Annotated in this window: 25 protein-coding genes, 1 pseudogene and 1 riboswitch; of the genes and pseudogenes, 11 read left to right on the top strand and 15 right to left on the bottom strand. The window is 41.1% G+C overall.

Annotation, left to right across the window (positions count from 1 at the left end; genetic code table 11):
* Positions 1-61: 61 nt before the first annotated feature.
* The 4 genes from OSJ91_RS03035 to OSJ91_RS03020 all read left to right on the top strand — a co-directional run bounded on the left by OSJ91_RS03035 (position 62) and on the right by OSJ91_RS03020 (position 2,406).
* Entirely contained in the window at positions 62-286 is a 225-nt protein-coding gene (locus tag OSJ91_RS03035) for a DUF1128 domain-containing protein (RefSeq protein ID WP_034305672.1), read from the top strand.
* 97 nt (positions 287-383) lie between these two features.
* Positions 384-1,649, top strand: coding sequence for a molybdopterin molybdotransferase MoeA (locus OSJ91_RS03030; protein WP_485890958.1), 1,266 nt, complete (start codon positions 384-386; stop codon positions 1,647-1,649).
* Positions 1,637-2,152: a molybdopterin-guanine dinucleotide biosynthesis protein B gene (gene mobB / locus OSJ91_RS03025; RefSeq protein ID WP_350301152.1), complete on the top strand. Its 516-nt coding sequence runs from the start codon at positions 1,637-1,639 to the stop codon at positions 2,150-2,152. Before OSJ91_RS03030 ends, mobB begins: the two co-directional genes overlap by 13 nt.
* Positions 2,153-2,163: 11 nt before the next feature.
* Entirely contained in the window at positions 2,164-2,406 is a 243-nt protein-coding gene (locus OSJ91_RS03020) for a DUF2164 domain-containing protein (protein WP_063234700.1), read from the top strand.
* Positions 2,407-2,446: 40 nt separating this feature from the next.
* Here the strand turns inward: OSJ91_RS03020 and map are convergent, their stop codons facing one another.
* The 7 genes from map to OSJ91_RS02985 form a co-directional block, all read right to left on the bottom strand.
* The gene (gene map, locus OSJ91_RS03015; protein ID WP_350301151.1) at positions 2,447-3,193 is read right to left on the bottom strand and encodes a type I methionyl aminopeptidase; all 747 of its coding nucleotides are present in this window, start codon (positions 3,191-3,193) and stop codon (positions 2,447-2,449) included.
* A gap of 106 nt (positions 3,194-3,299) precedes the next feature.
* Positions 3,300-3,815, bottom strand: a complete 516-nt coding sequence (locus OSJ91_RS03010) for a type 1 glutamine amidotransferase domain-containing protein (protein ID WP_350301150.1) — start codon at positions 3,813-3,815, stop codon at positions 3,300-3,302.
* A gap of 126 nt (positions 3,816-3,941) precedes the next feature.
* On the bottom strand, positions 3,942-4,217 hold the full coding sequence (locus OSJ91_RS03005; protein ID WP_230177842.1) for a late competence development ComFB family protein: 276 nt from the start codon (positions 4,215-4,217) through the stop codon (positions 3,942-3,944).
* Positions 4,218-4,262: 45 nt separating this feature from the next.
* Entirely contained in the window at positions 4,263-5,018 is a 756-nt protein-coding gene (gene motB / locus OSJ91_RS03000; protein WP_350301149.1) for a flagellar motor protein MotB, read from the bottom strand.
* Positions 5,011-5,802: a flagellar motor stator protein MotA gene (gene motA, locus OSJ91_RS02995; protein ID WP_101224885.1), complete on the bottom strand. Its 792-nt coding sequence runs from the start codon at positions 5,800-5,802 to the stop codon at positions 5,011-5,013. Before motA ends, motB begins: the two co-directional genes overlap by 8 nt.
* Positions 5,803-6,234: 432 nt before the next feature.
* Positions 6,235-7,332, bottom strand: coding sequence for an AbrB family transcriptional regulator (locus tag OSJ91_RS02990; RefSeq protein WP_413015299.1), 1,098 nt, complete (start codon positions 7,330-7,332; stop codon positions 6,235-6,237).
* 40 nt (positions 7,333-7,372) lie between these two features.
* Positions 7,373-7,498: a hypothetical protein gene (locus tag OSJ91_RS02985; protein WP_485890957.1), complete on the bottom strand. Its 126-nt coding sequence runs from the start codon at positions 7,496-7,498 to the stop codon at positions 7,373-7,375.
* 128 nt (positions 7,499-7,626) lie between these two features.
* Between OSJ91_RS02985 and mreBH the strand changes: the two genes are divergently transcribed.
* The 6 genes from mreBH (at position 7,627) to OSJ91_RS02955 (ending at position 15,090) form a co-directional block, all read left to right on the top strand.
* A complete protein-coding gene (mreBH, locus tag OSJ91_RS02980) occupies positions 7,627-8,634 on the top strand; it encodes a rod-share determining protein MreBH (protein ID WP_350301146.1) in 1,008 nt (335 codons plus the stop codon).
* Between the two features lie 1,698 nt (positions 8,635-10,332).
* On the top strand, positions 10,333-10,905 hold the full coding sequence (locus OSJ91_RS02975) for a VanZ family protein (RefSeq protein ID WP_485890956.1): 573 nt from the start codon (positions 10,333-10,335) through the stop codon (positions 10,903-10,905).
* 566 nt (positions 10,906-11,471) lie between these two features.
* Complete coding sequence (locus OSJ91_RS02970; protein ID WP_350301143.1) at positions 11,472-12,035, top strand: tyrosine-type recombinase/integrase; 564 nt, start codon at positions 11,472-11,474, stop codon at positions 12,033-12,035.
* 52 nt (positions 12,036-12,087) lie between these two features.
* Positions 12,088-12,585, top strand: a complete 498-nt coding sequence (locus tag OSJ91_RS02965; protein ID WP_137017835.1) for a cation:proton antiporter regulatory subunit — start codon at positions 12,088-12,090, stop codon at positions 12,583-12,585.
* Between the two features lie 6 nt (positions 12,586-12,591).
* Entirely contained in the window at positions 12,592-13,818 is a 1,227-nt protein-coding gene (locus OSJ91_RS02960; RefSeq protein ID WP_350301142.1) for a cation:proton antiporter, read from the top strand.
* A gap of 405 nt (positions 13,819-14,223) precedes the next feature.
* A complete protein-coding gene (locus tag OSJ91_RS02955) occupies positions 14,224-15,090 on the top strand; it encodes a YihY/virulence factor BrkB family protein (protein WP_350301141.1) in 867 nt (288 codons plus the stop codon).
* 62 nt (positions 15,091-15,152) lie between these two features.
* Here OSJ91_RS02955 and OSJ91_RS02950 read toward each other — a convergent pair whose 3' ends face one another.
* The 4 genes and pseudogenes from OSJ91_RS02950 to ribE all read right to left on the bottom strand — a co-directional run bounded on the left by OSJ91_RS02950 (position 15,153) and on the right by ribE (position 18,571).
* Positions 15,153-16,319, bottom strand: coding sequence for a DHH family phosphoesterase (locus OSJ91_RS02950; RefSeq protein ID WP_350301140.1), 1,167 nt, complete (start codon positions 16,317-16,319; stop codon positions 15,153-15,155).
* 407 nt (positions 16,320-16,726) lie between these two features.
* A complete protein-coding gene (gene ribH, locus OSJ91_RS02945) occupies positions 16,727-17,197 on the bottom strand; it encodes a 6,7-dimethyl-8-ribityllumazine synthase (protein ID WP_048685088.1) in 471 nt (156 codons plus the stop codon).
* Positions 17,198-17,275: 78 nt separating this feature from the next.
* Positions 17,276-17,914 (bottom strand): annotated as a pseudogene (ribB, locus tag OSJ91_RS02940) (3,4-dihydroxy-2-butanone-4-phosphate synthase); the annotation flags it as partial.
* A gap of 18 nt (positions 17,915-17,932) precedes the next feature.
* Complete coding sequence (gene ribE / locus OSJ91_RS02935; RefSeq protein WP_413015287.1) at positions 17,933-18,571, bottom strand: riboflavin synthase; 639 nt, start codon at positions 18,569-18,571, stop codon at positions 17,933-17,935.
* Between the two features lie 146 nt (positions 18,572-18,717).
* Positions 18,718-18,848, bottom strand: a riboswitch (FMN riboswitch).
* 202 nt (positions 18,849-19,050) lie between these two features.
* Here ribE and OSJ91_RS02930 point away from each other — a divergent pair.
* Positions 19,051-19,788 (top strand): TspO/MBR family protein, encoded by a 738-nt coding sequence (locus OSJ91_RS02930; RefSeq protein ID WP_350301138.1) that lies wholly within the window; start codon positions 19,051-19,053, stop codon positions 19,786-19,788.
* On the opposite strand, the gene megL is transcribed toward OSJ91_RS02930, so the two are convergent.
* From megL to putP, 4 genes are all read right to left on the bottom strand, one after another.
* The gene (gene megL / locus OSJ91_RS02925; protein WP_413015283.1) at positions 19,785-20,960 is read right to left on the bottom strand and encodes a methionine gamma-lyase; all 1,176 of its coding nucleotides are present in this window, start codon (positions 20,958-20,960) and stop codon (positions 19,785-19,787) included. The two genes, OSJ91_RS02930 and megL, sit on opposite strands and share 4 nt — an antisense overlap.
* Before the next feature lie 239 nt (positions 20,961-21,199).
* Positions 21,200-22,336, bottom strand: coding sequence for a DEAD/DEAH box helicase (locus OSJ91_RS02920; protein WP_413015281.1), 1,137 nt, complete (start codon positions 22,334-22,336; stop codon positions 21,200-21,202).
* 47 nt (positions 22,337-22,383) lie between these two features.
* Complete coding sequence (locus tag OSJ91_RS02915; RefSeq protein ID WP_350301135.1) at positions 22,384-23,709, bottom strand: ATP-binding protein; 1,326 nt, start codon at positions 23,707-23,709, stop codon at positions 22,384-22,386.
* A 114-nt stretch (positions 23,710-23,823) separates the two neighbouring features.
* Positions 23,824-25,293, bottom strand: coding sequence for a sodium/proline symporter PutP (gene putP / locus OSJ91_RS02910; protein ID WP_350301134.1), 1,470 nt, complete (start codon positions 25,291-25,293; stop codon positions 23,824-23,826).
* Positions 25,294-25,304 lie beyond the last annotated feature (11 nt).

Raw genomic sequence — 25,304 nt, 5'->3', positions numbered from 1 at the left:
ACTTCCAGCGGTAATCATGCAAAGATGAAAATAATTTAGGAACGTAGAAAGGATGAGGGAAATGGATTTAACGCAAAACACAGCCGAAAGTGTCGAGTTTATGATCGAAGCAATCAAGGATAAATTAAAAGTGATGAACTTCGGTGCAATCAAATCAACCCATTTTGATATCGAAATGTACGAAGAACTGCATGATATTTATACAATGGTGATGAAAAAAACGAATTTCAGTGTCCGTGAAATGGAAGCCATCGCCGAAGAACTTGGAAGACTGCGTAATAAGTAACATTCAAATCCTCCCATACCGGTGAGGATTTTTTTCATTTTTAAAATAATTCTGCTACATTTGATATAGAAATTGAAAACCGACAGGAGTTGTAAGCATGGTAGAAAGAAGAACACCCATCAGTATTGCAGAAGCAGTTGAAAAAGTGATGAAGCATAAATTAATAGGACATGTGGAACTGATTCCCCTCAAGGAAAGCCAAGACCGTTTTTTGGCTCAAGATATTGTAGCTACAAATGATGTTCCGCATTTTAACCGCTCTCCATATGATGGATTTGCCCTCAGGTCCAAGGATACGGCAGAAGGTTCCATAAATAACCCTCTTGAGTTCGAAGTGGTTGAAGAACTGGCTGCGGGGATGGTATCGACTATCCCTGTACAAAAAAATCAAGTGGCGAGAATCATGACTGGAGCTCAGATGCCAGCTGAGTGTGATGCCGTAATCATGCTCGAGCTCACAAAGGAATTCGAAAAGGACGGAAAGAAGTACATATCATTTAAACGCTCACTTAAGGAAGGCGAAAACGTATCTTTTCAAGGAGAGGATGCAAAGAAAGGCGATGTTCTTGTAAAAAAAGGAACAGCGATCAATCCTGGGATCATCGGCTTGCTGGCAACATTCGGATATGCCGAAGTCCCAGTTGCCAAGAAACCTGTCGTCGGATTATTCGCTACAGGTTCGGAACTTCTTGATGTTAACGAACCGTTGCAGCCTGGGAAAATCCGCAACAGCAATTCACATGCCATCTCCGCCCAAATTCAGAGGGCCGGAGGAGAAGTCCGCTTTTATGGAAAGCTTAAGGACGAATTCGAATTAAGCTACGAGGCCATTTTAACTGCCTTGAAGGAAGTGGATTTGCTCATTACAACTGGAGGGGTTTCTGTCGGTGATTTTGACCTTCTCCCGGATATTTATCAAAAAATGGGTGCTGAAGTCTTATTCAACAAAGTGGCAATGCGCCCCGGCAGCGTGACGACCGTAGCGGTATATAATAACAAATTTTTATTCGGCTTATCAGGCAATCCCTCCGCCAGTTATGTCGGCTTTGAACTATTTGCAAGACCGATCATCCGCACCATGCTGTTTTCGGAACATCCGCATTTACGAAAAGAGACGGCGCAATTGGCAGAGGACTTCTTAAAGCCCAATCCATTCTCACGTCTGCTTCGGACCCGATTATTTTATGAATCCGGCCAGTTGAAGGTAATTCCCAGCGGTGTGGATAAATCCAATATTACAACAAGCTTGGCAGGTGCCAATTCACTGACCGTCTTACCTGGGGGGACCCGTGGTTTCCAAACGGGAGATATCGTGGACATCCTGCTCCTCGATGACCAAGAAGGATGCAAATGGCCTTGGTGAAGCCCTTTATTTTTCAGGTGGTTGGCTATCAAAATAGAGGAAAAACAACCTTTATAACGAATATTATCAAAAAGCTTCGCAAAGCCAAATTAGAGACAGCCGTTTTAAAACATCATGGACATGGCGGAAAACCGGATGTTAACGGTATGAAGGATTCCAATAAACACTTTCAGGCTGGGGCGGCAGCTTCACTTGTTGAAGGTGATGGAACAATCGAGCTGCTCGGGAATTTCAAGGGGGAAGCCCCTATCACTGAGCTGATTCAATTACTGTGTCTATTCCTCCCTGATGTGATTTTAATTGAGGGTTATAAGCAAGAGGACTTTCCTAAGGTCATTTTAATCAAGGAAGAAAGTGACCTCGTGTTATTGGAACGGCTTACTAATGTCAAAGCAGCGGTGGCTTGGCCCGAATGTTTGGAACGAACCAGGAATCATGCTTCAGTACCTGTCTTCCCTTTGGATTCGGATTCATTCATTACATGGTTTTTAGAACAAATATGAAGGAGGGCACAATGTTCATTCAATTTCCCATAGAAAAACGCCGCAAGATGATCGAAAGTATCCAAGAATATGTATATCAGGAACATGGCAAGGAAATCGGTGAAATCGCTGCTGAAAATCACTTGCAGTTCATTTTCGAAAATATTGCTCCATTTATATATAATGAAGGTATCAAAGATGCTAAAAAAGTCATTGAGGACAGATTAGGAAATATCGAAGAAGATTTGTATTCATTGGAACGGCCAATTGATTAACATGAAAAACAGCATCATAATCGATGCTGTTTTTTCATGTTCATTGTTCGGTCAGAATAAGCGGACCGTTTTTCGTAATGGCAATCGTATGCTCATATTGAGCCGAGTATTTCCCATCTGCAGTGGATGCCGTCCATCCATTCGGATCCCGGCTTGCTTTATATGTACCTACGTTTACCATTGGTTCGATGGTGAATACCATGCCCTCCTTAAGACGCGGACCTTTATTCGGCAGTCCATAATGCGGAACCTGCGGCTCTTCATGAATGACACTTCCTATCCCGTGGCCGATGAAATCACGAACGACAGAAAAGCCTTCCGCCTCGACATATGTTTGTATGGCATGACCAATATCTCCAATCCGATTGCCTTCCACACATACTTCAATCGCCTTATATAAAGATTCCTTCGTCACATGAACCAAATGCTCGGTTTCCTTTGAAACCTTACCGACCGTATACGTCCAGGCAGAATCGGCAAGGGCCCCGTTATAATTGACGACCATATCAATCGTTACGATATCTCCATTTTTCAAAGGGGTCTTACGAGGGAAACCATGACAGATTTCTTCATTTATGCTGGCACATGTCGCATACTCATACCCTTTGTAACCCTTTTGTTCCGGCTTCGCACCATGTGTTTTTAAGAATCCTTCAACAAATTCTTCTATTTCCCATGTTGTCACCCCAGGAACAATCAACTTAGCAATCTCCCTATGACAAGCTGCCAAAATTTTACCCGATTCATGCATCGCTTGAATTTCACGTGCAGATTTTAATACGATCAATCGTGACACTTCCTTTTTTATTCGTCTCTCCTTTTATTTTACTGCAAAGATGAAAGTATATGAATCCTTTAAAATGAAAAATCCCGGCAGCTGCCGGGATTTTTCATTATTTCAATAGATTGAGCGATTCCCGGTTAAATGCCGGAAGATCTTCAGGTGTCCTGCTGGTTACTAGCTGGTTGCCGCAAACCACAACCTCCTTGTCCAAATATGTGGCACCTGCATATTCCATATCGACTTTAATGGATGTATATCCTGTTGCGTGGCGCCCTTCAAGTGTTTTGGCTGTAATCAGCAACTGCGGTCCATGACAGATCGCAAATACAGGCTTTTTATCATCCATGAACGATTTGGCGAAAGATACGAAGCGTTCGTCAGCACGCAGCTGATCAGGCGAGAACCCACCGGGGATGAATAATGCATCAAAATTTTCCGGTTTCACTGAGTCGATGCTTTCGTCAATCTCGACTTCTACCTCCCCTTGTTTTCCTTTAACAGTTTTCCCTTTTATCATTTCAATCGTCGTTACCGTATGGCCGGCTTCTTCAAATGCCCTTGCCGGTTCACTATACTCCGAGTCCTCAAACATATTCGTTACTACACATGCGATATTTTTACCCATAATAATTCATCTCCTCAATTTTTGATTGAATGAACCTACTTTGCACTTTATTCATGTTCCCTCTGTTACCATAAATAAAACACATAATTAATGTTAGTGCTATATTTAGCCTATTCCCAAAGCAAATCAATGTTTAGGATACTGGCCAACAACGTGTATCGCATTGATGATTCTTTTATTGATCCATTTCCTGTTTTCTTCTGTATTCAAATTTCCAAATATCCTTTTCCGCCCTTCTTCCGTGGTTACATAGTAATTAGGCAGGTTATTCAATGATAATGTGATGATGTCATTTTTACATTTACCGCATGAACAAAATGTTTGGTATTCCATACCTGACATTAAAACCTGCACCCAAGTCACAACGATTTCTTCCATTACATTTGTATATTCTCTTTCCATATAATCTCCTTAAAAAAGAAAAACCCGTCCATTCCTGACAGGTTTTCACTCATTTATCGCTGTCCGTGGAACAATTAGGATTTCAACTCTCCGGTTTTTCGCCCTTCCTTTTTTCGTTTCATTGGAAGCAACCGGCTTGAATTCCCCATGTCCTTTAGCGCTGAACATTTCGGGATCCAACTCTTTATTTTCGAGGAGAAGTTTCATAAAATTCACGGATCGCATCACGCTCAGATCCCAGTTGGATTCATACTGGTGATTCTTTATAGGAATATTATCGGTATGTCCGCTTACGATAATGTTTCTGGGTAAATCCATGACCAGCAAATCCGAGATTTCCTTAGCGATTTTTCGGTTTTCACTTCTCACCTCAGCCACACCCGATTCGAACAGCACGTTTTCCCTAATTGAAATCAACATGCCTTCATCCGTAAGGTTCGTTCCCAATTTATCCGTTAAATCATTCTTTTGAATGTAGGCATTTACACGCTCCTGAACTTCCGTAAGTTCTTCTTGCTCGTTTTTCCCTAGCTTCTCAAGATCTTCCGCACCTGTTCTTTGTTCTGGTGACGTTGGCTCATTGCTGGGGGAATCACTTGGAAAATCCATAAAACCCGTTCCGCTTGTAAAAACCTGGTTAAATACATTGGACAACTGCTGGAACCTTACTGCATCAACCGAACTTGATGCGAACAAGACGATAAAAAGCGCGAGAAGCAATGTTAAGATATCGGCATAGGGAACCAGCCATGATTCATCGATATGCTCTTCATGCCTTTGTTTCTTTTTGCGCCTAGCCATCTTCTCTCACATCGCCTTCTAACCACTTTTTACGATCTCCAGCAGGCAAATATGATGTTAATTTCTGTTCAATCGTTCGCGGCGCTTCCCCTTCGATGATCGATAAAATCCCTTCTATCATCATTTCTTTGATTCGAACTTCCTGCTGCGACTTCCGTTTTAGCTTATTGGCAAATGGATGCCATAACACATACCCCGTGTAAATCCCCATCAAGGTTGCGACGAACGCTGCAGATATGGCATGTCCCAAAGCCTCAGTGTCGGCCATATTACCCAATGCAGCAATAAGCCCGATTACCGCACCCAATACACCCAGCGTCGGTGCGTATGTACCGGCTTGACTGAAAATCGCTGCCGCGCTTAGATGACGTTCTTCCATCGCATCTATTTCCTCTGCTAAAATATCACGAATATAATCGGCACTCTGACCTTCGACTGCAAGATTCAAGCCATTTTTCAAAAAAGTATTATCCACTTGATCCGAAATGCTTTCCAATGCCAATAAGCCTTCTTTCCTGGCAATGACCGCCCATTCAGAAAAGGTTTTTATTAAATCTTCAGGCTTTGTCAATTTTTGTTCAAAGAATAAAATCTTGAATATTTTTGGCAGTCTTTTTAATTCCGACAAAGGGAAAGCCGTTACGACAGCAGCTATCGTCCCTACAATGATGATCAAAATAGCCGCCGGGTTAATCAGCGCCGTTACACTAACGCCTTTCAACACCATTCCGACCAAGATGGCCACGATACCCAGAACTACGCCTAAAACTGATGTTATATCCATAATACTCACCCATTCATTTAAAGTCTCGTCTCCTCCTTATATCGGATGAAGTTCAAAAAAAGTGAGGATTATTTTACTATTCGATTTCAATTTTCACTAAATCATCACAAAATCCACCAACTTTATTGCCAGATGAGCTTAACCAACAGTACATTTCAATGGTTTGGGTACAATATTTTTTCGAGAATGGAATCACCAGCCTGTTCTGTACGAAATTATCTCAATACAACTGGAATATGGGCATTTACTCGTGAGTTTTGCTCTTTTACTCGTGAATTTTGACGGTTTACTCGTGAGTTTCGGACTTTTACTCGTGAATTTTGGCGGTTTACTCGTGAATTTCAGCATTTTACTCGTGAGTTTCAGCGGTTTACTCGTGAGTTTCACACTTTTACTCGTGAGTTCCGCTTAACGCCAAAAGGACAAAGCCTGTCAGCTTTGTCCCTGTTTTTGTTTCCCGTGGTTTCTTCCGGCCAGCCATTTTATGATGGGTGATAGAAAAAATAAAATGAATAAGATCCTGAATAAATGAAAGCTTGTGACAACGGATAAATCCACATGCACAGACATGGCTGTGACTGCCATTTCGGCGACGCCGCCTGGCGCCATGCTCAAAAATAATTCGTTCGCCTGTAAAGATAGGATTGGGGCAAACTGAATGGAAAGATAATAGCAAAATCCAATCAATAGGACATTACTGACGAATACCGCCCCGAACATCTTTCTGAAAAGTCGGGGGTTATCAACCTTCAGTGTGTAGCCTAAATGTGCTCCGATCAACAATTGGGACAAGTTCAACCAAAAGTCAGGAATCTGCGGGGCACCTGGGCCTGCTAAATTGAATAGTGTTGCTGCCATAAGAGGTCCTAGCAAAAAAGGGAGCGGAAAATTGGCTTTCTTTGTGATGAAGATGAATATCAGCAATGTTACCAACATCATGAGTGCTAATTTCCCATCATATTCAAATAAAAAAAACGGCCGCTCCGATACGGCCATTACCGCACCTGATTGAACTGACATTACATGGGTCACAATCCAAGGAACAATGGATATCACCAGGATGACCCGCAGAGTTTGCATGAAACCTACAACCGTTTCATCACTATCCTTCATTTCCTCACTTAAGACCACCATCTGGGAAAGGCCTCCCGGAAAACTGCCAAGCATCGATGTGCCCAAGGATAAGTTCATACGCTTTCCGACAAACCAGCCAGTCAACACTGTAAATGAAATGATTGCAATTGTCGTAAAAAGCATAACAGGCAGATATTCAATCATCTCATTTAGCGATTGTTTCGTGAATGAACTGCCCAGTTGTAAACCTAGAATGACCAATCCAGTACTTCTAAAGGTTTTAGACCAATACAAGTACTTCCTTAACTTCACTTTAGCAATCATCACGACGAATAATGGTCCAAGCATCCATGGCAGGTATATTCCAAGGCTATCAAACGCATAACCGCCCAGGAAAGCTAGAAAAGCTGTAAAGATTACTCTAAAACTCTTACTCTCGATTAAATTTACACTCACAAAATTACCTTCTTTATTTAAGCGGATTTTCATCTTTATCTTAACATAAAATAGTCGGATTCAAAGCTGCACCCACGCTTGTTTTCACCATTCCAATGTCAGGATGCCAATTGGACATTGGCCGTTCTTGGCGCGCCTCCCTCACCAGTGCATTTATATATTTCATCAAGTTTTCGCTCTATGAAAGTAACAGCACGGCACTTCCACTATTTACTAGATTTCCCACCCCCACAAATTCGCTATAAAAGGTAGAATGAGTATATAGGGGTCAAACTCTTATGGAGGGGTGACTAGATGTTATCAAATACAGAAATAGGCATTGACTTAGGAACTGCAAATACGCTAGTTTACAGTAAAAATAAAGGAATCGTATTTAATGAGCCATCTGTGGTGGCCATTGATATAGAGACTAATAAAGTATTGGCAGTCGGTGTGGATGCAAAAAACATGATCGGGAAAACACCTGGAAATATTGTGGCAATCCGTCCGCTTAAGGATGGTGTCATTGCGGATTTTGATGTGACCGCGCAAATGCTTCGGGAAATCATGAAAAAAGCAAGTAAGGCCCTAGGATTATCAATTCGCAAACCTAGTGTAGTGGTCTGTACACCATCAGGTTCCACATCAGTTGAGAGAAGGGCCATTCAGGATGCAGTCAAAAGCTGCGGAGCGAAACAGGTCCACCTTATCGAGGAACCAGTAGCAGCAGCAATAGGTGCGGGCTTGCCTGTCGAAGAGCCAGTTGCCAATGTCATCGTTGATATCGGCGGCGGAACGACTGAGGTCGCAATCATCTCTTATGGCGGCGTCGTTTCTTGCAATTCAATCAGAATTGGCGGAGATCAATTGGATGAAGATATCAGCCAATATGTCAGAAAAAAACATAATGTGCTGATTGGGGAAAGAACAGCCGAGGAAATAAAAAAAGAAATCGGCTACGCACTCGTTAAACATTCTGTGATCACCATGGAAGTCAGGGGCCGCGATCTTGTAACGGGTCTTCCAAAGCCTATTACAATATCATCCACTGACGTTCAGGAAGCCATCCAGGAATCGCTTCTTCATATATTGGAAGCAATCAGGGCCACTTTGGAAGATTGCCCTCCTGAATTGAGCGGGGATATCGTCGATCAAGGTGTCATCTTATCCGGCGGGGGTGCACTTCTCAACGGGGTACAAGAATGGCTGACGAATGAAATCGTCGTCCCAGTCCAACTTGCAGATAACCCGCTTGAATCAGTTGCCATCGGAACCGGGCTTTCACTTGAAGTCATTCACAAATTACAAAAAGCCGTATACTAGAAATAAATGGCTGTCTTTGAACTGCACCCCAATTGTTAGACAACATCTAACAATTGGAGGTGCAGTTTTTTTTCCTAAATATACGATAGACCAAAAATCAAACGCAGTTTTAGATTACTTAGAAGGAAAAAAACCAAGAAAGACATCAGGTTTATCCCCTCTGAAAAGATGGGTCGCTATCTAAAATATGGAATGGAAGGACTTGTTTCATCCTATACAAAATTACACTTGATGCGAGCACCTTGGTTACGTAATTCTAAGGTGATACGCCTATCCCCATAGCGCCGTCCTCCAGCAACCTTTTTTGCGTATCCAATACAAAGAAAAAAGACCTCAACATTTAAGTTGAGACTCTTTCATGCTTTGTAAAGGTATATAGGATTCACCCTTATTTTATTATCAAGGAAAACTCCCATTTGTTAATCTTCCAATTCTCGAATTCTTAAGCCTTCAATATCCTTAATCCTAGAAGCTTCGGTATCATATTCAGGATAAATAAAGCATTGTTTTTCATGCGAAGAAGTAGCCAAACCAAAACTTTCCTTGTTTAAAAAAATGACAAATCTTCAGGTAAATTTGGCATTTCCCACTCATAAAGCGATTTTGTAATCAATATTATAATTTTCTTTGCATTCTCGTCAGCGTGAAAATAATAAACATTTGCTGTTTGATCATCACCAAGAGTGGTACTAGCCCATGTTGACTCGCATCTCAATTCTATTAATGATGCTTTTAACTTATTTATTATTTCTTCTAACCCTCGTATCGAACCCATATCGTTTCTAACAACTAGATGAAACTCATCACACACATCAAAGCATAAATCAAGCTGTTCTTAATATACTCGATTTTTTGGATTTCTTTCAATGCTTAACATCTTATCCCTCCCTTCGTCATCAATTACTTTTACACCGTTTACTTCTACGTAAAGGATTAATTCCTTGCACCGTTTCTTCATTTTCCTTTGCGGCAATTATGCTTGCAATTGGAGTTCCATGACCATATAAATCTTTTGTATAATTTTTTTATTAATTACGTCATATTTAGCAACAATTTGTCCATTTAATCCAGGTTACTGATCATTAATAACGCTGTCTAAGATTGCGACTTTTTTAGGCTTATCATAAATAATGATATTAGACACATAGCCCAGATTTCTAACACTCAACATCATTAAATTTCACCTTAATTTCTTTACTACTAAAATCGTATGCTGATAAATAACATAGTGATTATGTAAAAGATTGTTTTTTCATGGTTATACCTCAACTCGATAAACTTGATTTATCTGCGTTACAACCACTTCCTTTAATACATCTGTTGTTCATTAACTTACAATCATTATTCACCATGAATTTTAAAATAAAATTAAATATTCAAACATCGTTTCACCATTTATTTCTTTATACTATTATTCTTTTCTGAATCAGAACATTTCAAAATTGAGACGTAAATTGTGGATATTTACGATACTATAGTCCTTGTTAAAAACGGAAAGGGTGTAATTATTAAAAACTAAATTATTTTCAGTTTCAGTGATATGTATATTATCAATTATAATAGCAATGCCCTCTTTTGCTTTTGCAGCAACTAATGCTTATAGCTTTACAATGAATCTTCGTATAGTTGATGGAAGTAAAACGGTCAATATTTTAAATTAAATAAAGGAACTGCAATTTTACGATAGGAGTCTCTAAAATGGTTTATCATTTCAGCGGTTGGATTCTTAACAGTTTTATAATTTTATATATCATTTTGGCACTAATACTAAAATTAAGTTTCAAAAAAAGTTATACCTATCTTTTATTCTATACAATTATGTATGTTTATTTATGTAATGTTATAAACCTCACTCAATTTCCCATTTATGTAGATGATGATCAAAGAGAAGCATTTGGGGGGCAAAATGTTTGGAGAGAAATGAATTTAATCCCATTTAAATATGAATTTACCAAATTGAGCTTTTTTAATATTTTAATGACTGTCCCACTAGGCTTTGGATTACCCTTCTTATTTAGAGCCTCATTTAAGAAAATTTTAATAGCTGGTGTATTAACTGGAATAATTCTCGAATCAGGTCAACTACTAACAGCTTTATATGCAGGATATACTTTTAGATTTGTTGATATTGATGATGTAATCTTTAATATATCAGGGACATTATTAGGGTACTTCATTTTATTTAAGTTATTTAAATTAACGTTTCATATCCTTGTGAGAAAGTGGCATATAAAGTTTAATTCCATAGTTAAACATATCAATAATACATAATAACGATTTATCCTGTGAAAAACGCCATTTCAAATCGTTATCCGACTACACAGACACGGGTATGATGAAGCATCATCAGCGGGTCTCTATTTGGCATGAGAATTCAAGGAGCAACAGCCATTTTCGCAGTCAACCTCAAACGAATTTCCACGAAAATCAAAGCAGAAAAGTAACTAAATATGAAAGAAATAGATCACTTCCTGTTCATTATCGTACAGGAAGTGATCTATTTTTGTTGAAAAAACAATAACTCATTCAAAACCGTTAGTTTTTCAGCAGCCTCGCTGAAAGCCGATGCGGCTCCCGTACCGCCTCTGGAAAGCTTAGTGCCTCTCGTTACAACCACGCCCACATTGTACAAGCCAAAAAAAATGTAGACAAACCCCTTTTTGCTTTTAAAAGAAACTGATATATTTTCACTTGATTGTGTAGAGAATAAGAAAAAGCTTTTTTTGGTTCAACAGTACTTTGCTTTTTGGAGAAGCCTTAATAGGACTTAACGCATGCAATGTTACATAACTTGTGATATAATGTAATTATGTTACATTGGCAAGAGGAGAAGATCTATGGAATATGTAGAAGCCTTTAAGGATATCAATCAAATCAGCAAAATAAAAACATACTTACGCTCTCACTCCAGTCGGGATTATTTATTGTTTGTACTCGGCATCAATACAGGTATGAAGATAAATGAAATGCTCGAAATCACCGTCGCCAGCGTTCTGGATGAAACGGGCAAAATCAAGGAGTTCTATGAGCAGCGGACGGAAAATGACGAATTCAACCAAATTTATTTGAACCTGAAAGTCCGTACCGCCTTACAAGAATACCTTAAAGGCTCGAAGGTTATCGAAGGTCAATTTTTATTTCTTTCCCCTAAGACAAAAAAGCCGATCACACGTCAACAGGCGCACCGAATCATCCATGATGCTGTGGAAGGTGCAGGGCTGACAGGCAAATTCGGAGCAAGTTCGATGCGTAAAACTTTTGGCTACCATGCCTATAAACAAGGAGTATCACTGGCATTGATACAGAAGCATTACCATCATTCCAGTCCATCGGAGACATTAAAATACATCGGCATATCAAAGGAGAAGAAATTCAAGACGAATATTGACGTTAACTTATAAACATTCTGCTATCTTCTATTAACTCTAACCAACATTTTAAGGAGGAATTCCAGTGAGAATTAGAGAAAGTGAACTTCCTGGTATTGGCCAAAAATTCGAAATCATAACGAGAAATGATGAAAAGTTAGTAATCGTCATTCATGATGACGGCCGTCGGGAATTATACCATTTTGATAATGAACATGAGGACGTCATATCGAGCATCACCCTTAACGATCAGGAATCACGGCAAATGGCTTCCATCATTGGCGGCATGGTTTATAAACCGCAAGCACTTGAAACGATTGAAATGTCATTGGGTGACTTGGTGATTGAATGGTTCAAAGTCGAACCAGGTTCAAAGGCCATCAATCAAACGATCGGTTCGATTGATATCAGGAGCAATTATAACGTGACCGTCATCGCCCATTCTAAAAAAGGAAAAAAACAACTGAATAATCCTGGTCCTGACTCCATCATCGAAACAGGCGACACCCTTGTGATATCCGGTGAAAGAAAAGATATCCGAAACCTCACAAGAGAATTATTGACCGACGAAAGGAGTGACTAAGCTCATATGGACCATTTAGTCTTTGAAGTGGGAACTGCCCTTCTTCTAGTGGCATTAGCCGCTCTCGTAGCAGGTAAATTCAAAATATCGAATGTTCCACTATTAATTATCATCGGGATGCTCGTTGGCCCCCATGCCCCGCACTTCGGATTAATTGACCTGCGTTTCATCGAAAGCGATGAAATCATAGCATTCCTCGGTCGGGTCGGTATTTTATTCCTTCTGTTTTACCTAGGGCTTGAATTTTCCGTCAAAAAGCTTATGAAATCCGGGAAAAATATCGTGACAGGCGGAACCTATTACATTTTAATCAACGTGGGAATGGCCTTGCTGTACGGTTTCCTGCTCGGTCTTCCATTGAAAGAGGTTCTGATATTAACCGGGATCATCAGTTTTTCTTCAAGTGCCATTGTGGCAAAGGTGCTTGTGGACCTTAAAAGGACCGGTAACAATGAAACGGAGCTAATCCTTGGCATCATCATGTTTGAAGATATCTTCCTCGCTGTTTATTTATCAGTCGTATCCGGATTGGTATTAAGCTCTTCTGGTTCCGTTTGGGGAACATTACTTTCTACATTTATCGCGATTGGGTATATGCTGATATTTTTCGTTATCGCCCGGAAAGCATCTGGGGTCCTTAACAAATTATTCAATATCTCCTCCGATGAGATTTTTATCATCGTCGTGTTCGCATTACTATTCTTCATTGCCGGTTTCTCGGAAACGATTCATGTTGCGGAAGCCATTGGTGCATTACTGCTCGGCCTAGTCTTTTCTGAAACGGAACATAGCGACAGGATCGAGAAACTTGTCATTCCCTTTCGAGACTTCTTCGGGGCCATATTTTTCTTCAGCTTTGGCTTGAGTATCGATCCGACAACCCTTGGCGGAGCTGTCTGGATGGTTCTTGGAGCCGTCATCATCACCATCATCGGTAACTTTGCAGCTGGTATGATCGCTGGACTCAAATCCGGTTTATCTCACAGAGCTTCCGCAAACATCGGTTTAACGATCGTTTCACGCGGCGAATTCTCCATCATTTTAGCCAACTTAGGCATTGCAGGCGGTTTAATGCCTATACTAACCCCGTTTGCGGCACTTTATGTTTTAACCTTAGCGATTCTTGGGCCAATCCTTACCAAAGAATCCAAACACATCTATAATATCCTAAATAAAGTATTCAAATGGACCCCTCCGAAGGTTCAGAAGGAACAGGGAAAAGAAGTGCAATAGAGAAAAGCTGCCAGACAGCAATGTCTGGCAGCTTTTCTGTTTACCTTTATAAATTCACTTAATTAGCTATTATACTTGTTTTAAAGAGGGCATAAAATCATACCTAGCAGTAGTGTTGGCATTATTGATAGGCTTGAAGTATCGAATGCTTATCAGTTAGTCGCTTGCTGTACGAATCTTCAATCCTGATTTTCCCTGGCATGTTACTCGCCTTTCCCCGTAAAAAAAGCATTGAAAAAAGAACTGGCTAAGGTTGGTCATCCCATCATTCCGGCATATCATTGTCACAAGCTTTTACAAGTGCCCGGATTAGAGCTTTCAATTTCTTTTCTTTTGAGGATTAACTTATATGAACAGAGGGAAAAGAAGCAATAACCTAAGTAACTATTCAGGAGTGATGCCCAGATGAATAAGTCGATAAAATTTTCAAAGAAACTGATTAAAGAAATAAAGGAAGATCGTGTGACCGGGCTGGCAGCAGAACAAGCTTATTACTATCTACTGGCACTATTCCCTTTGCTCATTTTACTGCTGTCCTTATTACCTTATCTGAACATCGATATTCAGACTGCCCTGGACACGATAAAAACCTTCATGCCTGCGGAAACGATGGAAGTCATCGAGAAAAATATCATTAACATATTATCTGAACGGAACGGCGGCTTACTGACTTTTGGTTTCCTTGGCACCATATGGTCCGCTTCCAATGGAATGAATGCGTTCATCCATTCCATGAATATTGCCTATGATGTTGAAGAAACAAGGAATTTCATTAAAGCCCGCTTCATCTCCATTGTATTGACATTAGGCCTGGTTGTGGCATTCATCGTCATGTTGGGTCTCCCCGTCTTCGGAAAAGTGATCATCGATTTATTACAGCAAGTCATTCCGATCCCTGAAGAAACGCAAATAATATTCAGCTTATTACGGTGGGTTATCGCGGTTGTGGTCATATCACTTGTCCTGACCTTTTTATATCGCTTTGCACCGAATAAAAGTTTTCCCATTAAACATGTCATCCCTGGGGCAGTGACCGCAACTGTACTTTGGCTGGGAATCTCACTTGGATTTTCATTCTATGTCAGTAATTTTGCCAACTATTCTTCTACTTACGGCAGTTTAGGAGGCGTCATCATCTTGATGCTATGGCTGTATTTGAGTGGTCTGATTTTTGTGATCGGCGGAGAAATCAATGCAATTCTCCATCGCCAAAACTCCATTCCAATTAAACCATCCCGCACTATCGTCCATCCTGTCCCGCTTAAAAGGTAAAAACATGAATTACGACAAAAGATAGAAAAGCGGCTGTCCCATTCGGACAGCCGCTTTCCTATTCATCCCTTATTGACAAACTCTTCATATCTTTCATCATGGGCCAGCCATGCCGCGTATTTCCGCTTCATGTATTTTTCCGCTTCCGTAAATGTATCGAATGTTTTTTTCTGTTGTTTTCCGTTGATTTCAACGATCCATTGCTCTTCTTCATCTTCATAAATGAATATGTCCTGTTTGTCTCTCGTTGAATATAGGCAGCCCTCTGGGGATTCCTTTACATTCAGTTGATTCTTATGTGCGTCTCGTTTAAGGGGCTCGGCAAAGAAGGTCTTTTCGACATATTGGCTATATGCCTTTTCGGACATGGTACAACCTGCCGCTTTTTGGTGGCCGCCCCCATCGTACTTGCCAGCAACTTCAGAAACATCAATATCGTCGTGAATTGTCCGGAAGCTGATTCTTTTACTTCCAACCATCAGGATCGCTATATAATCAAGATGCGAGAACTCTTTCGACAGTTCATTACCCAATTCTGAGTGATATGACTCTGCATGGACCACACCAGCTGTATGGGGACCGACCGTAGCCTGATAGACTTCTCTTTTTTTCCTGTTTATGTACCGATCTACCCGACTCTCTTCAACATTCAGAAGGGTCTGCTCCACTTCGTCAAAAGCAAAACTTTCAGCCGTCGACAGCTTATTTGCGATTTTCATTTCGAATTCCTCTATCGGAATCATGAAAAACAGGTCATTCAATCGTTTTGCCGTTGTATTTTTATTGACTTCCCATTCCCAAGTATCGTATTGTCGGACCAATTCAACGAATTCAGCGACAATGCTTGAAGGTTCCAGGTATTTATTTTCAACTGCATACTGATAGAATAATGATGTCGCTGCCGTCTGTTTACCATCTTCCTGTTCGACAGTTACAGATGCCCAATCATGTTCGTTCAAATGCAATGCTGACTTATGATGATCAATCAGCAGAGCTTTGCCTCCATCTTCCACAAACTGAGTAATCATTTTTTCGTTATCTTCATCAACCGATAGATCAGTAACGATCAATGTATCTTCAAGCTTGGCTTGCTCAAGAAATGCTCCTACGTTCTGATTGAGGCGACCAATTGAATTATAACTTACCACTACTTCTTCTCCGAAGGCCAACTTAGCTATAATGCCGCAGCCGACTCCATCTAAATCATTATGTGTAAAGAGATGGTACACACAAACCCCTCCTAGTAACTAATAAATTTACTTTTCCCTAAAGACATGAATTTCAATTGCAATCTTTACAATTGTAGCATAATCATATCCGCATATTTTATCATGCTTCCATTGCGTGATGCTTTTGTTCGTTTTTTTTTTGAAAAATTCCCTAATGATTCTTTATTTACCATAATTTATACGTATATATAAGGAAAACACATTACTTTGAAACCGAGATATTTTCATTAAAGGGATTTCGGTGAGTGTCGATGAGCAGCATTTCCTAATCGATCAATGGCTAGGAACTTTACGAACTTTAAAGAATTGCTTAATGGTTTAAGAAGTGCTGACTCAATCAGACCCAAGATCCAGTACATCAAAAAAAGCCGCAGGAATGTTATTCCATGCGGCTTCCTTATGTGAAATCACTGTTCTATCAATTTTCCAAGGTTGGCCATTTCAATGGCACTAACGGCCGCTTCATAGCCTTTGTTACCTGATTTTGTTCCAGCACGTTCAATGGCTTGTTCAATATTTTCAGTTGTCAGCAAACCGAAGATAACCGGTACACCCGTTTCCAAGGAAACGGAAGCCATGCCTTTAGCTGCTTCATTACAGACATAATCATAATGTGAAGTGGCACCCCTGATTACCGTTCCAAGACCGATTACCGCATCATATTTACCTGTATTCACAAGTTTCTTAGCAATTAACGGAAGTTCAAAAGCACCCGGGACCCAAGCGATGTCAACATCATTCTCATCTACGCCATGACGCTTAAGACCATCCAATGCCCCTCCTAAAAGCTTACTTGTGATAAACTCATTAAATCTTCCTACCACAATGCCGACTTTCAATCCTGATCCGATTAATTGTGCTTCAATAGTTTTCCCCATGTCCAATTCCTCCTAATTTTTAAAAACAATATTATTTTTTGTTCTGTTAAGATGTAATTCCTTAAATCCTCAAGCTTTAGGGATGTTCAGTTCAAGCTCCTGTTTCCCGATCGTATCATTTTGTTGAAGATAGCGAATCAAATCGGCTATCGTAATGAATTTCAGATTGAATTTATCAGCGATGACTTCTAAATCGGATACCCGGGCCATCGATCCATCTTCATTCATGATTTCACAAATGACACCAGCTGGAGCGGCACCGCATAACTTCGCCAAGTCCACCGATGCCTCTGTATGTCCTGCCCTCCTTAATACGCCACCTTCTTTTGCGACTATCGGGAAAGTGTGACCAGGCCTTTGGAAATCTTCAGCGACCGAATCTTCATTAAGAAGCTCAAGGATGGTCAAGGACCTTTCAAAAGCACTGATTCCTGTAGAGGTGCTTTTATGATCGACACTTACCGTAAAAGCAGTGCCATGATGATCGGTATTTTCTCCTACCATAGGATGCAGTTTCAATTTTGCTGCCAGTTCTTCAGTGATGGTTGTACAAATCAAACCACGTCCATGAGTCGCCATGAAATTAATCGCTTCCGGTGTCGCCTTTTCGGCCAGCACTACAAAATCCCCTTCATTTTCACGGTCTTCATCATCGGATACGATTACTACCTTGCCAGCCTTCAAATCTTCTATCGCTTCTTCTATTGTATGGAACATCATTACACCGCCCTTTTATTAGAATCCATGCTCTGCCAAAAACTCTAAATTCAGTCCTGGTTTTGGATTGCCATTTTTCATTTGATGTATTATATATTTCCCTATCATGTCGTTTTCGATGTTAACAATATCGCCAGCCGCTTTTTGTCCCAATATGGTGTCCTGATGAGTCAATGGAATCAGTGATACAGTCAATAGGTTCCTTTCGATTCCAAATATCGTCAAGCTCGTTCCATCAATGGCCACGGATCCTTTTGGAATGCAAAAGGCACTGAGCCCCTCTTCCAATTGGATTACATAATATACGGCATTTTCTTTCCGTTCTTTTTTTATGATCGTTCCGGTTCCGTCGATATGACCTGAAACAAAATGACCGCCAAACCTTCCCTGTGCACTCATGGCTCGTTCAAGATTCACAGGTGATCCCAATTTCAATGTCCGGATCGAGGAAGCTTTGACCGTTTCCGGCATCACGTCGACCGTAAACAAACTTTTCGTGAAGGACGTTACCGTTAAGCAGACTCCGTTTACTGAAATACTATCCCCCAGATGAACATCTTGAAGGATTTTTTCAGAACGAATCGATAACTCCATACTGCTTTTTCCTTTTTTCATGGAATGTACGGTACCGATATCCTCAATGATTCCCGTAAACATGTTTTTCCCCCTTTTATAAAATATAAAAAACCCCTTAGGATGACCTAAGGAGTTAGCAGGAGAAATGAGTGAAAAAAATTGTATACCTAAAAAGCCTAATATTTTCATTTTTGAAAAATTAGGCGTACGTATACACTTGGGTTCCACACGTCCTTCTCCCATCCAGACTTTACTGTCGGCTTTGGAATCTCACCAAATCCTGCCTTTAACAGGCTCGCGGGCTTAGAATTTCTTCATCACCGCCGGTTGGGATTTTCACCCGACCCCGAAGGACTAAAATAATATGAATCTTTGAATATTTTATCACCATAAAGTGAAGATGTAAAATTTCTAACCTTAAATGGTTCAATGGTTACAGAAACTTCCTCCCTTTATGAAAAATCGACCCCCAAGTCCCCGATGTGCTCCAAAGAGGTTAATCAGGCTAAATTTGTGGAATAGGGTTAGAGAATCACAATTCATATAAGGAGGAAGCCATAATGCTTATTTCCATCATCAACTTGATTTTCTATCTGTTCGTCGTCACGATGAATTTTTTAGCTAATTTCCTGCCATTGAACGGCCAGACATCAGGAGAGATTTCCGATAAACTTGATGTCCTTTTCACTCCTGCCGGATATGTATTTTCCATATGGGGCTTGATCTATTTCCTGCTCGCCATCTGGGTATTCAGGCAGTTCTTAAGCAAACATCAAAACAGCCCTGCTTATAAGGCATCCTTCCCTTGGTTCGCTTTAAGCTGTGTCTTGAATGGAGCTTGGCTTTTGGCTTGGCACTATGAACACTTTTTGTTATCCGTATTCATTATCATTGCTCTTTTGGCTACTTTAATGGTCATTTATACAAGCATAAAAAAGGTGGAGCACACTCCTTTCGACCTATTTCCGTTTTCCGTTTATACAGGCTGGGTAAGTGTTGCAACGATCGCTGACATTTCTTATTACCTCACGTATATCAAATGGGACGGCTTTGGGGTTTCAAGTTTAGCCTGGACGATCGTCCTGCTGATTGCAGCAACAATCCTGGCTTTTGTCTTTGCAGGTAAAAACCGGGATTGGTGCTATCCTCTCGTATTCGTTTGGGCGTTCATAGGCATCGGGATACGAAATAGCTCCGCCTATCCGGTAATTACGGACATTTCTTATATCCTGGCTGTCATCACTTTTGTCGTATCCATCACCATCTTCATTAAAAATAGAAGAAAAATGGTAGCTTAAAATGCTTGCTGAAGATCTTGCCAGACATCCTGCCAAGCTTCTAGGCCAACTGAGAGACGGACCAGCTGGTCACTGATGCCCATTTGTTTCCGTGAATCTTCAGGAACGGCAGAGTGCGTCATGGTAGCGGGATGCTGGATCAATGTTTCGGCATCCCCAAGACTTACGGCAATTTTGATTAGTTTCAATTTATTGAGGAATTTCTGTGCATCCTGTTTTGTGCCATGCAATTCGAAAGAGATAAGGCCGCCGCCATGTTTCATCTGTTTGTGCATTATATAATGGTCCGGTGAAGCTTCATCACCTGGATAATATACCTTTTTCACCTTTGGATGTTTCTTAAGTTCATGAAAGATTTCCATTGCATTGGCCGAATGACGGTCCATCCTGACAGGCAAGGTCTTTAACCCCCGCAATAGTAACCAAGCATCGAAAGGTGAAATGATTCCACCGATATCCTTCTGTGTAGTCCCAGCTACCTGATTCATGAATTCCTTCTTACCTACGACAAGTCCTGCAACGACATCCCCATGCCCGCAAAGATATTTCGTAGCGCTATGAAGGACGATATCACAGCCATACTCAAGCGGTCTCTGTAGGTATGGCGTCGAAAACGTATTATCCACTACAACCGTCACATTATATTCCTTCGCAACTTTCACCACCATCTGTAAGTCAATCATTTTCATCGTCGGATTGATCGGGGTTTCTACATAGATACAGGTCGTTTCCGGCCGGATCATTTTCCTTACCTGTTCTTCTGTATCCATTTCACAAAAATCATGAGTGATGCGGTATTTATTTTTCATTAGCTGCAGGAGGCCAAATGTACAACCATATAACCCCTGTGAGCACAGGATGTGGTCATCTGTTTTCGTTAACGCAAAAAGCACAGCTGAAACGGCAGCCATGCCTGAACCGAAAGCAAGGCCAGCTTCCCCGCCTTCCAAAGCGGCAATCTTTTCTTCAAGCACCTGTACCGTTGGATTTCCAAGTCGCGAATAAATATATCCATCTTCCATACCGGCAAAACGCCTCTCCCCTTGCTCGGCATTTTCGAAAGTGAATGTTGAGGTTTGGAATAAGGGTGTTGCCAAACTTCCTAAATGCTTCTTCGAGTCATATCCTTCATGGATGACTGCCGTTTCAAATTGTTTATACTTTCCTGTCATACCGTCTCCTCCTAACCTATGTCTATTGCTATCATATGTCAAAAACCCATATAAAGGAAGCGTTTTCATTCATGATTATCACCCATAAATGAACTCCTGAATTTAGTAAAAATAATATGATTTCTCCGAGGGCAATAGATGAACAAGTTCAGTTGGATTCTGCAAATTGAGCAACTCTTTTTAAACCTACGGGCATTCGTAAAAAAAGGACAGCCGCCATGGCCGTCCCTTTTTGCGAATCATTCATCGACTACGATGTTTCCACCATAGAAGGTTACTCTCGTTAATGGTAGCTCAAGTTCACGAGCCATTTTTTTCAACTCTCGCTCTTCTCTTTCCGTTACGATTGAAATGACAGTGCCATCTGCACCTGCACGCCCAGTTCTCCCGGATCTATGGATATATTGTTCGATGTTGTCAGCCATATCAATATGGACGACCGCAGTAAGGCCTTTAATATCCAGCCCCCTTGCCGCTACATCCGTTGCTATCAGCATCGGGGATTTTCCGGAACGAAGCTTGCGCAGCGCTTTCTCCCTGTCGACTTTATTGGATTCGCCGTGAAGCACGCCCATTTCAATACCTTTATAGCTCAGCTTTTCATGTAAGACGCTCAGCTCTGCTATATCATTCAGGAAGGCAAGGGCCTTCACATCTTTAATTCTTGTGATTTTCTCCAGAATCTTGGACTTTTCCCGTCTCTCAACAACAAAGTAAAGATGGTCCACCTTTGATTCCATTTTTTCATGCTTATCAACCTTGATCATTTCGGGTTCATTCATGAATCCCCTTGCCGCTTTTTCCGTTTCCTCCGGCAGGGTCGCTGAAAACACCATGATTTGCCGGTCTTTTAGCGTTGTTTTGATAATATTATTGATCGTTCCCATATGCTCCGGAGTGATCAATTGGTCACCTTCATCAAGTACTATCGTCTTAACTTCATGCATCTTCAATTTCTTTTGGGCAATTAATTCGTAAATCCGTCCCGGTGTTCCAGCAATCACCTGTGGACGCTTCTTCAGTTTGTCCAACTGCCTTTTCACATTAGCACCGCCGATGAATGCTGCACCTGTAATGCCACTTCCCTCTGACCAAATGCGAATTTCTTCATTGATTTGCATGACCAGTTCTCGTGATGATGCCAAAATCAAAGCTTGGGGCGATTTTTTTTCAGGATCTATCTTTTCCAGCAAAGGCAGTAAATATGCTAATGTTTTCCCTGTACCTGTCGGTGATTCGGCCATGATATCTTTTCCCTCGACTATCACGGGAATCGCTTTCGTTTGAATCGGGGTAAGTTGTCCGAATCCGGACTTTTTCCAGACCTCTTGTATATATGGTTTTCTATCGTTTATTAATGCAGGTAATTCGCTCATATCGTTCTCCTTTAATATAAAACTTTTCCTATCTTTCATAGTACCATTTATTCTTGTCCAGTAGCCAACGGAATGCGAATTGTAACCGTCGTCCCTTTGTTTATCTCACTTTCAAAATGCATTTCCCCCTGAAGGCGATGAACGATCTTCCGGCAAATTGCAAGCCCGATCCCTGTGCCCTTTTCCTTCGTGGAGTAAAAAGGCTCACCAATCCGTTCAAGACGCTCGGGCCCCATTCCCATGCCATTATCACTCACGCTGACTACAGCTTGTCCATCGATGATTTGCAGCGAAATTTCAATTTCCCCATTATCCTTTATCGCTTCAATGCTGTTCTTTATGATATTGATTACCAACTGTTTAAGTTCAATTGAATCAGCCATAATATAAATCGGTTCGGCAGTTTTAACCCTGAACCCCATTTCGATATTATTCAAATTCGTTTCTGCTTTCATCAACGTGAATACCTGCTGTAAACTGTCGGCAAGATCGATCCTGCGAAATGCGACATCCTGTTTCTTCCCGAGAACCAAAAGTTCACTTGAGATAATATTGATTCGGTCAATTTCCTTTAACATAATATCGGAATGCAGCGGGTTTACTTCCTTGGTCATATCCATTAACTGTACGAATCCTTTTAACGATGTCAGTGGATTCCTTATCTCATGTGCGACGGCGGCAGCCAGATGTCCGATAACAGATAGCTTTTCAGACATGATCATCAATTCCTCTTCGCGCCGCAATTCAGTAATATCCCTAACGATTGCATATACCCCTAGCATTTCCGCGTGAACGATGATCGGTAAAAAGGTCACACGGATTATCCGTTTTTCATCACTGCTATTCTGGATGGTCGTTTCGAATTTAACAGCCTCCCCTTGAAGGGACTGTAAAAAGAATTCAGATACTTTATCACTTTCATTCCAGTTGAGGAGATGATTCGCATTCTTACCTTTCAAATTGTCACTATTATGACCCAACAGTTTCTCAGCTTCCGGGTTTAGCGAAACAACATTTCCTTCGAGATTAAGCTCAAGGACACAATCCGGGTTATGCTTGAACAGCGACCGATACTGTTCATCCTTCAGATTGAATTCCTGTTGGGACCTCAACATTTTACCCGTCCAATACCTGATTATGAAGTATAGGAAAAGCCCGGTTATGAAAATGAACATCCACCCTTTGGAATGTTGAAACATTGCATATATCTGAACATCTGCCCTTGCCTGTGTCATAGAGATGTAATCCGTAACGACAATCCATAAGACCCCAATGATTATATATATAAAAGCCACTTTACATGCAATTTTATGAGATTGGTTCATATTTTTTCCTTTGTATTGTTTTTGGTTTATTATTCCCAAATCACTCAAAAAAAGCCCTCATGTTTTAAACATAAGGACTCTATCGATATTGTACCATATATATTGCAATCATTGTTTTATATCGCTAAAAAATCCAGAGCATTTTAACTGGACCTTCAATGATCAAGAGAGGTTTTTAATGGCTTGATTGAATTCTTCTTCTATATCTTTTGTAGGCTTGGCCGTTAATAAGCTGAAAACGACCACCGCTATTGAACCAGCGATGAAACCAGGAATGATTTCGTATACTTCAGCGAACTTATCGATCATATCCCAGACGATCACGGTTGCCGTACCGACAATCATTCCCGCTAGGGCTCCCCATTTCGTCATTCGTTTCCAGTACAGGCTTAACAGAATGACAGGACCGAATGCCGCTCCGAAACCAGCCCATGCATAACCCACCAATTTAAGGATCGTACCGCTTGGATTAAACGCCAATAATAAGGCAATGGCAGATATCGCCAATACACCAAACCGACCTACCAGCACTAATTCCTTATCAGACGCCTTCGGCCGAATGAACTGCTTATAGAAATCATCGGTCAGGGCACTTGCAGATACTAACAGCTGAGATGCAATCGTACTCATGACCGCAGCTAAAATCGCAGCCAACAAAAAGCCTGTAATTAGGGAAGGAAACAGTTCTTTAGCTAAAATGATGAAGACGGACTCAGCATTTTTTTCCCCTAAAGGACTGCTTGTCAGGTTAAAATAAGCAATCCCCACCAACCCGGTGAACATCGCTCCGACGATGGCAAAAATCATCCAGCCCATACCGATTCGACGTGCGCTTTTCAATTCTTTAACAGATGAAACCGCCATGAATCGAACGATTATATGAGGCTGTCCGAAATAACCAAGCCCCCATGCCAGAAGAGATATGATGCCAATGGTTGATGTTCCTTCAAAAACATGCATTAAATTCGGGTTGATCGAATTTATTTCATTGAAGGTGGGATCCCAGCCTCCAATATTTACAATCGTGACAACCGGTACTAGAATTAAGGCAATGAACATAATCGTACCTTGTACGAAGTCCGTCCAGCTAACAGCCAGGAATCCGCCGAATAATGTATAAAGAATAACGACGCTCGCCGTCAGCCAAATGCCCCAACGGTAATCCAAATTGAATGCCGTGCGGAAAAGCTCGCCGCCTGCTACCATACCTGAAGATGTGTAAAAGGTGAAGAAAATTAAAATGACCGATGCCGATACCACTTTTAAGACCCGGGAGCCATCCTTGAACCGATTTCCCAAAAAGTCGGGAATCGTAATCGAATTGCCGGCTACTTCCGTATATGTCCGAAGTCTTGGTGCCACGAATAGCCAGTTTAAATAAGACCCTGCACACAGGCCGACGACAATCCAGCCAGCACTCAACCCGCTTATGTACATTGCACCCGGAAGACCCATCAACAGCCAGCCGCTCATATCTGAAGCACCTGCACTCAATGCAGTTACAGCCGGGCCCAAATTCCGGCCGCCTAGCATGTAATCGGTTAAGTTTGCCGTTTTCCGATAGGCCAAATAACCAATTAACAGCATGCCGGCCATGTATATACCAATTGATATTATAATTCCGTAATCCAAAAATGAATCCC

Source organism: Bacillus sp. T-10(2022), from assembly GCF_056502895.1.
The sequence above is the reverse complement of the archived record's forward strand: the minus strand, read 5'-3'. Positions and strand labels throughout refer to the sequence as shown.